8 protein-coding genes are annotated in these 11,838 nt (G+C 69.7%); all 8 read left to right on the top strand.

The annotated features are described in order from the left end of the window. The first annotated feature begins 32 nt into the window (after window positions 1-32). The 8 genes from ACFSJG_RS25005 (at window position 33) to ACFSJG_RS24970 (ending at window position 11,685) form a co-directional block, all read left to right on the top strand. A complete protein-coding gene (locus tag ACFSJG_RS25005; protein WP_378487953.1) occupies window positions 33-683 on the top strand; it encodes a TetR/AcrR family transcriptional regulator in 651 nt (216 codons plus the stop codon). A 371-nt stretch (window positions 684-1,054) separates the two neighbouring features. Beyond that, window positions 1,055-2,173, top strand: coding sequence for a lipase family protein (locus tag ACFSJG_RS25000; RefSeq protein ID WP_378487952.1), 1,119 nt, complete (start codon window positions 1,055-1,057; stop codon window positions 2,171-2,173). A gap of 80 nt (window positions 2,174-2,253) precedes the next feature. Beyond that, window positions 2,254-3,396 carry a lipase family protein gene (locus ACFSJG_RS24995; RefSeq protein WP_378487951.1) on the top strand — a complete coding sequence of 381 codons (1,143 nt, stop codon included), beginning with the start codon at window positions 2,254-2,256 and terminating at the stop codon, window positions 3,394-3,396. Window positions 3,397-3,478: 82 nt separating this feature from the next. Next, window positions 3,479-5,152 carry an energy-dependent translational throttle protein EttA gene (gene ettA, locus ACFSJG_RS24990; protein WP_378487950.1) on the top strand — a complete coding sequence of 558 codons (1,674 nt, stop codon included), beginning with the start codon at window positions 3,479-3,481 and terminating at the stop codon, window positions 5,150-5,152. Next, window positions 5,152-5,571, top strand: coding sequence for an acyl-CoA thioesterase (locus tag ACFSJG_RS24985; RefSeq protein WP_378487949.1), 420 nt, complete (start codon window positions 5,152-5,154; stop codon window positions 5,569-5,571). Before ettA ends, ACFSJG_RS24985 begins: the two co-directional genes overlap by 1 nt. Before the next feature lie 111 nt (window positions 5,572-5,682). After that, window positions 5,683-10,584 carry an NAD-glutamate dehydrogenase gene (locus tag ACFSJG_RS24980; protein ID WP_378487948.1) on the top strand — a complete coding sequence of 1,634 codons (4,902 nt, stop codon included), beginning with the start codon at window positions 5,683-5,685 and terminating at the stop codon, window positions 10,582-10,584. Beyond that, window positions 10,581-11,036 carry an acyl-CoA thioesterase gene (locus tag ACFSJG_RS24975; RefSeq protein ID WP_378487947.1) on the top strand — a complete coding sequence of 152 codons (456 nt, stop codon included), beginning with the start codon at window positions 10,581-10,583 and terminating at the stop codon, window positions 11,034-11,036. Before ACFSJG_RS24980 ends, ACFSJG_RS24975 begins: the two co-directional genes overlap by 4 nt. Then, window positions 11,029-11,685, top strand: coding sequence for a DUF8185 domain-containing protein (locus tag ACFSJG_RS24970; RefSeq protein WP_378487946.1), 657 nt, complete (start codon window positions 11,029-11,031; stop codon window positions 11,683-11,685). Before ACFSJG_RS24975 ends, ACFSJG_RS24970 begins: the two co-directional genes overlap by 8 nt. The last annotated feature ends 153 nt before the right edge of the window (window positions 11,686-11,838 follow it).

Raw genomic sequence — 11,838 nt, 5'->3', positions numbered from 1 at the left:
CACTAGGGTGACGCGAAGGAGGTGAGGGCCACGTGACACGGGTAGAGCCGGACCGGCCGCGGCGCAAGTACGCGCCGCGACTGCCGCCCGAACAACGGCGCGAGCAACTGCTCGACGCCGCGTTCGAAGTCACTCGTCGGCACGGCCTCCACGACCTGAGCATGGAATCCGTGGCCCACGAGGCCGGAGTGGGAAAGCCCGTGCTGTACACGGTGTTCCGCACTCGCGCGGACCTCGTCGCCGCGCTGCTCGAACGCGAGCACCAGCGCGCCGTCGCACAGGTGATCGCGGCCATGCCGACCGACCTCACCGTCTCGGGCCCGGCTGCCGCGTATGCGGCCACCGTGACCGCGTTCGTCGATGCCGTCCTCGGTGATCCGACGCGGTGGCGCCTCATCCTCACCGCACCCGACACGGCGCCGGGGGAGTACCGCGACCACCTGCGCTCGGCGCGGTCCGCCATTCTCCGGCGGGCAGTGGAGCTCGCGCGCGCGGGCATCGCACTCGAACCCGCCCTCGCCGGACTGGACGAGGAACTTCTCGCCCACACGATGCTGTCCTTCGCGGAGATGCTGGGACGGCTCGCTGTCGGCGACCCCGACTCCTTCACGCGTAACCGCCTCGCCTCGTATGCGAGTGCCTTGGCAGGCATGATCGCCGTTCCTGCGGCCCGGGCCGACTGACGGGCTGTTCGGCCCCGGCGGGATTCGCCGGTCGTGGGGACGGATGCGCATCCCATCCACGGCCTCGTCGGCCGTCCGTGAGTCGTCGCCGTCGACGTCACCCGTCGATACCTGTCGCCGACCTACCGGCGAAACGGATACGTGCACTGAAGTTTTCGTGTCGATATCGGGAAGGTGTCGAGTCGGGATCACGCCAGGGGTGCGAGACCGGTTATCGCACTTCCGAACTCGATGCCGTCGCAGTCGGATAACGTCGCGGTCACACCTCCGAAAGTCCGCGACGGCGAGCCCGAAACACAGTGTCCCGCACGGTCTTGGGCATACCGTGGATGGGCGCGCGATCACGTCCGGTCCCGACCCGGGAGGCGTCGATGAGGTGGACAGCGGTACTGCCGGTGGTGCTCGTCTCGGTGGCGGTCGCGGTGGCCGGTCTGCCGGCTCATGCAGATCCCGTGGCGGGCCCGCCGGGCTCGGTGGTCGAGGCCGGCCCACTGAACTCCGTGGCGATGCTGCCCGGAGCCGCCGAGGGGTACCGCGTCGTCTACCGCACCACCGACCATCACGGTGCGGGGCGCCTGAGCTCCGGCGCCGTGTACGTCCCACCCGGGCCCGCGCCCGACCGCGGCTGGCCCGTCGTCTCCTACGCGCACGGCACCATCGGTCTCGCCGACGGGTGCGAGCCGTCCGTCACCGGCGGGCTCGGCGACGAGGGCGCCTACATGGACCGGTGGCTGCGGCGCGGCTACGCGGTTGTCGCCACCGACTACGCGGGTCTCGGCACCCCCGGAGAACTGGCGTACCTGGACGGCGTGGCGGCCGGCCACGACGTCGTCGACATGGTCCGCGCCGGGCGGGCCACGGTGCCCGAACTGTCGCCGCGCTGGGTGGTGGCCGGACTGTCCCAGGGCGGGCACGCCGCATTGCACACGGCCCATCTCGCGACCGCCTACGGGCCGGAGCTCGACTACCGCGGCGCAGTCGCGCTCGCGCCACCGACGAACCTGGAGCAGGTGTTCCCGTTCGCCGGACCCGGAGTCTCGAACTTCGGGGTCGCGGGACTCACCAAGTTCACCCTCTTCACGATGGTGGGTCTGGCCGGTGCCCGCCCCGACCTCGACGTCCCTTCCCGCCTGTCACCGCGGGGCCGCGAACTGGCGGCCCTCGCGACGCAGGTGTGCACCACGGATGTCGGCCGACAGATCGGGAAGATGCAGGTCGGGGAGTTGTTCTCGCGTCCGATCGACGACCTGCGGCCCGCGCTGGCCGACTACATCGGCGTTCCCACCGTCGGCTACGACCGACCGGTGTTCATCGGGCAGGGAGCCGTCGATCTGGTCGTGCCGATGCCGCTGACGCTGTTGTTCACGCAGCAACTCGTGGCGGCCGACTCACGGTTCGACCTGCGCCTGTATCCGTCGGCCGATCACATCGGGGTGCTCGCCGCGTCGTTCGACGATTCCGCTGCCGTGGTGGACCGTCTCGTGAACTGACCTGCGCAGACAACGTGATCGGGGGCACCTGATTCGGCGATTCGACCCGACCGGGTGCCACGATCGGGTACTCAGGACGGATGAAACGAACCAGGGGGTTCCTCCGTGTCGCGGGCCTCGCCGCGGCAGTCGCGACCACCGTGAGCGCGGGACTCGTCTCCGCCTCGACGGCAGTCGCCGCACCGCAGGCACCCGGCACCGTCGTCCGCGACGTCGACCTGCCCGCCCCGGCCCGTCTCGCCGCTGCGAGCGGCCAGCGTCAGCTCACCTACTGGACCGAGGGTGCGACCGGTGAGCCCGCCCTGAGCACCGGGTCGGTGTACGTGCCGCCGGGGCAGGCTCCCGCGGGTGGCTGGCCGATCGTCTCCTTCGCGCACGGCACCGCAGGCGTCGGCGACGACTGCGCACCCTCGTTCGTCGGCGACACCCCGCTGACCCAGACGTTCCTGACCACCCTGCTGAACGCCGGATACGCGGTCGTCGCCACCGACTACGTGGGGCTCGGAACCGACGGCGTGCACGCCTACCTGCACGGACGCAGCGAGGGCGCCGCGGTGATCGACATGGTCCGCGCCGCGACCTCCGTCGATCCGGACCTGTCGCGCCGGTGGATGGCGGTCGGGCACTCCCAGGGCGGGCACGCCACGATGTTCGCGGCGCACGCTGCCACCCGATACGCCCCGGAACTCGACTTCCGCGGTGCCTCGGCCACGGGTACGCCCGCCAACCTCGAACTTGCGCTGCTGATCGGTGGGCCCGGATTCCCCAACGTCGGCCTGAACGGTCTCACCGCGTTCGCCGCCTTCATCATCGACGGGCTCCGGATCGCCCGGCCCGACCTGCCGATCGACGACTACCTGACGCCGGCAGGCGCCGAACTGGTTCGCGAATCGGAGACGACCTGCTACCTGCCGCTGGTGAGCAGGGCCTCCGAGGTGGGCGTCGGCGTCGGCGAGATGCTGTCGCGGCCGCTCGCGGAACCTCGGATCCACGACGCGCTGAACGACTACCTCGCGGTCCCGACCAGCGGTTACGACCGGCCGTTGTTCCTCGGGCACGGACTGCCCGACCAGACCGTTCCGTTCCCTCTCGGTGCCAAGCTGGCCGCGGATCTGCTCGTGGGCGGCCAGGACGTGACGGCCAGGGCGTACCCGGGCGAGCACCGGGTGTCGTTCACTCAGGCGACGCCGGACGTCCTCGCCTTCGTCCGCGCCCACTTGTGACCCACGCCCGCGCCGCCTGACCGGGGCAGGCGGCGCGGGCGTGGATTGGGGCGGTGTCTGTCCTGCCGATACGCTGGTGCGCATGGCGGAGTTCATTTACACGATGAAGAAGGTGCGCAAGGCGCACGGCGACAAGGTCATCCTCGATGACGTCACGATGAGCTTCTACCCGGGAGCCAAGATCGGTGTCGTCGGCCCGAACGGCGCCGGCAAGTCCTCCATCCTCAAGATCATGGCCGGCCTGGATCAGCCGTCCAACGGTGAGGCGTTCCTCGACCCCGAGGCCACCGTCGGCATCCTGATGCAGGAGCCGCCCCTCAACGAGGAGAAGACGGTCCGCGGCAACGTGGAGGAGGGCCTCGGCGAGGTCAAGGTCAAACTCGATCGGTTCAACGAGATCGCCGAACTGATGGCCACCGACTACTCCGACGAACTGATGGAGGAGATGGGCGTCCTCCAGGAGTATCTCGACCATGCCGACGCCTGGGACATCGACTCCCAGCTCGAGCAGGCCATGGACGCCCTGCGTTGCCCGCCCGCCGACGAGCCCGTCACCCACCTGTCCGGTGGCGAGCGCCGCCGCGTCGCGCTGTGCAAGCTGCTGCTGAGCAAGCCCGACCTGCTGCTCCTCGACGAGCCCACCAACCACCTCGACGCCGAGTCGGTCCTGTGGCTCGAGCAGTTCCTCGCGAGCTACCCCGGCGCCGTCCTCGCCGTCACCCACGACCGGTACTTCCTCGACCACGTTGCGCAGTGGATCTGCGAGGTCGACCGCGGCAAGCTGCACCCCTACGAGGGCAACTACTCCACCTACCTGGAGAAGAAGGCCGAGCGACTCGAGGTGCAGGGCAAGAAGGACCAGAAGCTGCAGAAGCGACTCAAGGAGGAGCTCGCCTGGGTCCGCTCCGGCGCAAAGGCCCGCCAGACCAAGAACAAGGCCCGCCTCGACCGCTACGAGGAGATGGCGGCCGAAGCCGAGAAGCACCGCAAGCTCGACTTCGAGGAGATCCAGATCCCGACGCCGCCGCGCCTCGGCAACGTCGTGGTCGAGGTCGACCACCTCGACAAGGGTTTCGAGAACCGTGTCCTCATCAAGGATCTCTCGTTCACGCTGCCCCGCAACGGCATCGTCGGCGTCATCGGCCCCAACGGCGTCGGCAAGACCACGCTGTTCAAGACGATCGTCGGCCTCGAGAACCCGGACTCCGGCACCGTGAAGGTCGGCGAGACGGTCAAGCTCAGCTACGTCGACCAGTCGCGCGCCAACATCGACCCGAAGAAGACGGTGTGGGAGGTCGTCTCCGACGGACTCGACTTCATCGAGGTCGGTCAGAACGAGATGCCCTCGCGCGCGTACGTCAGCGCGTTCGGGTTCAAGGGCCCCGACCAGCAGAAGCGTTCGGAGGTGCTCTCCGGTGGTGAGCGCAACCGCCTCAACCTGGCGCTGACCCTCAAGGAGGGCGGCAACCTGATCCTCCTCGACGAGCCGACCAACGACCTCGACGTCGAGACCCTCAGCTCGCTGGAGAACGCGCTGCAGCAGTTCCCCGGCTGCGCCGTGGTCATCTCCCACGACCGCTGGTTCCTCGACCGGACCTGCACCCACATCCTCGCGTGGGAGGGCAACGTCGAAGAGGGCAAGTGGTTCTGGTTCGAGGGCAACTTCGAGGCGTACGAGGCCAACAAGATCGAGCGTCTCGGTGCCGAGGCCGCCCGCCCGCACCGCGTCACCCACCGGAAGCTGACGCGCGACTGATGTCGGCGCCGTACAGCTGCGAGATCCAGGTTCGCTGGGGCGACTCCGACCGCAACGAGCACGTCAACAACGTGCTCTACGCGGAGTACGCCCAGGAGGGCCGCGTTCGGTTCTTCCGCGACTGCATCGTCGCGGCGGGCGCGCAGCCCGCCGCGATGGTGGTCCGGAAGATGTCGTTCGACTACATCCGCCCGGTCACCGACCAGACCGGTCCGGTCACCGCCGAGCTGGAGATCCTGCACGTCGGGAACTCGTCGTTCTCGCTCCGGCAGTCCCTGCGGGACCGGCACGGCAACCTGTGCGTCGAGATCGAGGGCGTGATGGTCGGGTTCGACCCGGCGACCGAGCGTTCCGTCCCGCTGTCCGATCGCGCGCGGGAACTGCTGCTGCAGTACTCGGCGGTCGAGGTCGCGCACTGACCGCGACACCCTGAGGTTCTCCTGGTGGCCCGTCGCTGACCCACGGTCGGCGGCGGGCCGACTAGGCTCGACGGTGCACACCAGTCCCGGCGACGAGGGGTGACCGCGAAGATGACCGTGTCCGCTGACCGTTTCGGTCCCGGGTGGACGGGCGGTCTGCCCGCCGACCTGTCCGCCCACCTGTCGGAAGTGGTGGAGGCGTACTTCCGCGGCACCGAGTTCGCATGGACCGGGGGTGCCGTCACAGATCAGGCGATGACCGCCTTCCGCGAGCACGTCGAGTTCGGGACCCACCGGCCGCATCGCGAGCCCATCGCCCGGGTGTGCGTGCCGACGCCCGACGCGCCGGCCGTCCAGGTCGTCACCGACGACATGCCGATGCTCGTCGAGTCGGTGACGGCCATGCTCGCCCGGCTCGGGGTGACCGTCGTCGAGATCGTGCATCCGGTGCTCCGGGTACGCCGGGAGTCCGACGGTTCCCTCTCCGACATCGTCGTGGAGGGCGGCCAGCACGAGTCCGAGGCTCGTGCCGAGTCGTGGATGCACCTGCAGTTGCATCCGGCGACCGATCCGGCGCTGTTCGACTCGATCGCGGAATCGGTGCGGAACGTGCTGATCGACGTGCGCCAGGTCATCTCCGACACCGAGGAGATGCGGCGGGTCCAGCGCGACCTCGCCGAATGGCTCGAGTCGCTGGCCGACGCGGGCGCCACGGGGTACGCCGACCACGCGGTCCGGGACTGTGCGGCGCTGCTGCGCTGGCTGGCGTCCGGGCATTTCGCGCTGCTCGGGTACCGCCGCTACGAGTTCGGCGACCCTGCCGCGCAAGGCACGTCGACGGCCCACGTCGTCGACGACAGCGGCCTCGGGGTGCTCGGGCCCACCACCCGCACCGATCACCGGATCGATCTGCCCGCACCGAGATTCGACGCGGACATGGCGCTCGTGATGTTCTCCCAGGGTCCGCGGCCCGCGACGGTGCACCGATCGGTGTACCCGTCGTTCGTGCGAGTCGCGGCACTGGACGCGGACGGCCGGATCGTCGGCGAGCACCGTTTCCTCGGGGTGCTGACCGTGACCGCCGTGCACGAGAACATTCTGGACATCCCCGTCGTCGCGACCCGGGCGCGAGCCGTGATCGCCCGGGCCGGAGTCGACCTGCACTCGTTCTCCGGGCAGGCGATGCTCGAGGTCATCCAGTCGATGCCGCGCACGGAACTGTTCTGCCTGCACACCGACACGCTGTTCCGGACCGTGACGGCGGTGCTGGCGATCGGGGTGCGGCGGCAGGCGCGGCTGTTCCTGCGCGACGACCACGACGGACGGTTCGTCTCCGCCCTGGTGTACTTGCCCCGGGACCGGTACAACACGCGGTCGCGGTTGGCGATGCAGTCGATCCTGCTGCGGGAGCTCGGGGGTGGCACGCTCGACTACAGTGCGCGGGTCACGGAGTCCGACCTGGCGATGGTGCACTTCACGATTCGAGCGCCCGAAGGGGAGGATGCGCAGGCCGTCGACACCTCGGCCGCCAACTGCGAGCGGATCGAGTCGCTCCTCGCCGCGGCGACGCGGGCCTGGGACGACGACCTGATCGAGGAGACCGCACGCATCCCGGTCGTGAGTTCGTCCCTGGCGACCCGCTATTCGGCAGCGTTCCCCGAGAGCTACAAAGAGGACTTCGACGCGTTCCGGGCCATCGCCGACATCGCCCGGCTCGAGGAACTGGAGCCCGGCGAGATCGACGTGGAGCTGTACCGGCGGATCTCGGCGCCCGCGGGGCGCTGGCGGTTCTCGCTGTACATCAGCGGAGACGGGGTGTCGCTCAGTCAGGTGCTGCCGGTGCTGCAGTCGCTCGGGGTCGAGGTGGTGGACGAGCGCCCGTACAACGTCGTGCGTCCGGACGGAACACCGTGCTGGATCTACGATTTCGGCCTGAAGGCGGCGCCGGAGCTCGTCGAAGACGAGATCGAACGGGAACTCGAACGGGAATCGGTCGGCCGGATCTTCGAGTCCGGGCCGGGTGCTGCCCTGCGCCGTCGGTTCACGTCCGCGTTCGGTGCGGTGTGGCGCGGTCGCGCCGAGGCGGACCGCTTCAACGAACTCGTGCTGCGTGCCGGGCTCGACTGGACGCAGGCCGCCGGTTTGCGTGCGTACGCGAAATATCTTCGCCAGGCAGGTTTTCCGTACAGTCAGCAGCACGTCGAGTCCGTGCTGCTCGCCCACGCCGACACCACCGCACTCCTCGTCGACCTGTTCCGGTCGATGTTCGACCCCGACGTCGCGGACGACGCCCGCGCCGAGCAGATCGCCGACGAGGTCCGGTCGCGCATCGACCGTGTCGTCGGACTGGACGCCGACCGGATCCTGCGAGCGCTGCTGTCGCTGATTCTCGCCACCCTGCGCACCAACGCCTTCGTGCGCGGACCCGACGGTGCGTACCGCGACGTGATGGCGTTCAAGTTCGACCCGGGGGAGATTCCCGAACTGCCCAGGCCCCGACCGCGTTTCGAGGTTTTCGTGCACTCTCCGCGCGTGGAGGGTGTGCACCTGCGGTTCGGTCCAGTCGCCCGCGGTGGCCTGCGCTGGTCGGACCGACTCGAGGACTTCCGCACCGAGATCCTCGGCCTCGTCAAGGCCCAGGCCGTGAAGAACGCCGTGATCGTGCCGGTCGGCGCCAAGGGGGGATTCGTCGTCAAACGCCCACCCGTCGCGACCGGCGACGCCGGCGCTGACCGGCAGGCGATGCAGGCCGAGGGACGGGCCTGCTACCGGCTGTTCGTGTCCGGACTGCTCGACGTCACCGACAACGTGGACCCGCAGTCGGGTCGGGTGCTGCCGCCGGACCGGGTGATCCGCCGTGACGCCGACGACACCTACCTGGTGGTCGCCGCCGACAAGGGCACCGCCACGTTCTCCGACCTCGCCAACGAGGTGGCCGCCGAGTACGACTTCTGGCTCGGTGACGCCTTCGCCTCGGGTGGCTCCGTCGGCTACGACCACAAGGAGATGGGCATCACCGCGCGCGGAGCGTGGGAATCGGTGAAGCGGCACTTCCGCGAACTCGGGATCGACGTGCAGTCGGAAGACTTCACGGCCGTCGGCATCGGTGACATGAGCGGCGACGTGTTCGGCAACGGGATGCTGTTGAGCAGGCACCTGCGCCTCGTCGCGGCGTTCGACCACCGGCACATATTCCTCGACCCGAATCCCGATCCGGCCCGGTCGTTCACCGAGCGCGAGCGGATGTTCCGGCTGCCGCGGTCCTCGTGGGCGGACTACGACCCGGCACTGATCGGACCGGGTGGCGGTGTCTGGGACCGCTCCCGCAAGTCCGTCCCGCTGTCCGCGGAGTCGCGCGCCGTGCTCGGTCTGCCCGACGAGGTCACCGAACTCGCGCCGCCCGAACTGATCCGCGCGATCCTGCGCGCACCCGTCGACCTGCTCTGGAACGGCGGCATCGGCACCTACGTCAAGTCCGCCGACGAGTCGCACGCCGACGCGGGGGACAAGACGAACGACGGTGTCCGGGTCGACGGCCGCGAACTGCGGGCCCGCGTCGTCGGGGAGGGCGGCAACCTGGGGTTCACCGCGCGCGGCCGCGTCGAGTACGACCTGAGCGGCGGGCGCATCAACACCGACGCCCTCGACAACTCGGCAGGCGTGGACTGCTCCGATCACGAGGTGAACATCAAGATCCTGCTCGACGCCGCAGTGAGCACCGGGGAACTGGCGTCGTCGGACCGGGACGACCTGCTCGCGTCGATGACCGACGAGGTCGCGCGACTCGTGTTGCGGGACAACATCGATCAGAACGCACTGATCGGCACCGCCCGAGCCGAGGCCCCCGGGATGGCCGGGGTGCACACGCGCCTGCTCGCCGAGCTGGAACGCACGCGCGGACTGGACAGGGAACTGGAGGCGCTGCCGACGGAGGAGGAGATCGAACGCCGCGGCGAGTTCGGAAGGGGGCTCACGTCACCGGAACTCGCGACGCTGCTCGCCCACGTCAAGCTGCAGCTGAAGGACGATCTGCTGGCGAGCGAGCTCCCGGACAGCGACACCTTCGCCACCCGGCTCCCGCACTACTTCCCGCGGCCGCTGCGCGAGCGGTACGCGGCCGGGATCCGCGGCCACCGGCTGCGCCGACAGATCGTGACGACGATGCTCGCCAACGAGGCCGTGGACTTCGGCGGCGCCACCTACGCGTACCGACTCGCCGAGGACGCCGGCGCCAGCGGCACCGACGCGATCCGCGCCTTCACCGCGGCCACCGAGATCTTCGATCTGCGCGGGCTGTGGTCGGACATCGCGGGCGCGGGTGTGCCTGTGGCGGTCGCGGACGACCTCGTCCTCGAGTCTCGGCGGATGCTGGATCGCGCGTCGCGATGGCTGCTGGCGAATCGCCCGCAGCCGATCGCGGTCGGCGCTGAGATCAACCGCTACGCCGAACGGGTCCGCGAACTGACACCGCAGATCCGCGGCTGGCTGCGCGGCCACCATCTGACCGAACTCGGAAACCGCACCGCTTCCGTCGTCGACCGCGGCTGTCCACCGGAACTGGCACTGCGGGTGTACGGACTGCTCGACTCCTTCCCGGTCCTCGACATCATCGACATCGCCGACATCACGGAACGCGAACACGACGAGGTGGGACCGCTCTACTACGCCCTCGACGCACACCTCGGCATCGACGAGTTCCTCACGGCGGTATCGGGACTCGAACGCGGCGACCGATGGCATTCGCTGGCTCGCCTGGCATTGCGTGAGGACCTGTACGGTTCGCTGCGGGCGCTGACGATGGAGGTGCTCGGCGGGGGCGAAACCCACGAGAGCGCGGCCGAGAAGATCGAGGACTGGGAGTCCACCAACGCGTCTCGGCTCGCGAGGGCGCGGGCGGCGCTCGCCGAGATCGGGGAGTCTGGAACCCTTGACCTCGCGACGCTGTCCGTGGCGGCGCGTCAGGTACGGAGCATGGTGCGCGGAGCGGGCACCCGAGCAGAAGGAGCACGGTGAGCGGGGTTCTTGCAGAGGCGGCCCAGCAGGGCACGCAGGTGGGTTTCCACACCAAGGTCGGGGTCCGCTGGTCCGACATGGACGTCTTCCAGCACATCAACCACGCCCGGATGGTGACGCTCCTCGAGGAGGCCCGGATTCCGTGGCTGTTCGAGGACGGCCTGCCGACGGTCACCCTGCGGGACGGCGCGGTCATCGCAGACCTGCACGTCCGCTACCGCGGCCAGCTGCGCCACGACGACGGACCCCTCGACGTGTTGATGTGGATCGAGCAGATCCGGGCCGTCGACTTCACCATCGGCTACGAGGTCCGCGCGGGCGGCGCCGACCCGCAGTCCGCACCGTCGATCGTCGCGTCCACCCAGATCGCCGCGTTCGACATCGACACGCAGCGCCTGCGCAGGCTCACGTCGCCCGAACGCGAGTACCTGTCGCGCTGGCACCGTGTCTGACCGCGCCGTCGCCCTCACCGGCCCGGGGGAGCGGGCGAACCTCGCCGCCTTCCTCGGCCGGGTGGTCCGCCTCGACGAGGCCGCCGTGGTGCGGCTGCGGCGCCGCGACGACGACCACCTGGTCGTGTGGGCCCCGACGGGATTCGACGCACTCGCCGCGCGGGTCGTCACCGGGCACGTCCGCCCGTCGGATCTGACCGCCGCCGCAGACGCACTCCTGCACGCCATCGGGTCCGACAGCGCCGACATCGACCCCGGTTTCGCGATGGACTCCGTATGGCGTGGCGCACTGCCTCCGGAGCAGGGCTGGGCGCACGTCGACGACGTCCCGGCCGCGGCGCTCATCGACCTCGCCCGCCAGGGCACCCAGGTCGCCGCCGAGCACGGCGGTCACGGGCCGCCGGCCTCCCTGCTCGATCAGGAGGTGCTCGCCGTCGACGGTGGCGGGGAACAGGTCGCAGTCACCATGCGGACGGTGTTCGCGCTGGCGGCGATGGGTTTCGTACCGGGAGGCGACGTCGAGGGCGCGGTCGTGGACCCCGCCGAGCTCGTCCGGGTCCGCGCGACGCGCACCTGGCTACGTCTCGACGCCCGCTTCGGGTCCGTCTTCGCCCGCCGCGGTGGCGACATCCCGATAACGGTCGTCTAAGGCGTATCTCCTGATCCCCTGTCGCGCCGACACGGGGATTGGGAGACAGGCCCTAGTAGGACTTTGTTAGGTCGGAAAGGTGTGGTGGCAGGTCGGGCAGGTGCCGATCCAGATGGCAAGTGCGCGTTGGATGTCGCGGACGATGCCGTACAG

Source organism: Rhodococcus gannanensis (assembly GCF_042681175.1).
Taxonomy (GTDB): Bacteria; Actinomycetota; Actinomycetes; order Mycobacteriales; family Mycobacteriaceae; genus Rhodococcus_G; species Rhodococcus_G gannanensis.
Note: the sequence above shows the minus strand (reverse complement) of the source record. Positions and strands in the feature narration are given on the sequence as shown.

Coding starts and splice junctions, on each gene's coding strand:
- ACFSJG_RS25000 (WP_378487952.1), top strand. CDS start 1,055: ATGAGGTGGACAGCGGTACTGCCGGTGGTGCTCGTCTCGGTGGCGGTC.
- ACFSJG_RS24995 (WP_378487951.1), top strand. CDS start 2,254: ATGAAACGAACCAGGGGGTTCCTCCGTGTCGCGGGCCTCGCCGCGGCA.
- ettA (WP_378487950.1), top strand. CDS start 3,479: ATGGCGGAGTTCATTTACACGATGAAGAAGGTGCGCAAGGCGCACGGC.
- ACFSJG_RS24985 (WP_378487949.1), top strand. CDS start 5,152: ATGTCGGCGCCGTACAGCTGCGAGATCCAGGTTCGCTGGGGCGACTCC.
- ACFSJG_RS24980 (WP_378487948.1), top strand. CDS start 5,683: ATGACCGTGTCCGCTGACCGTTTCGGTCCCGGGTGGACGGGCGGTCTG.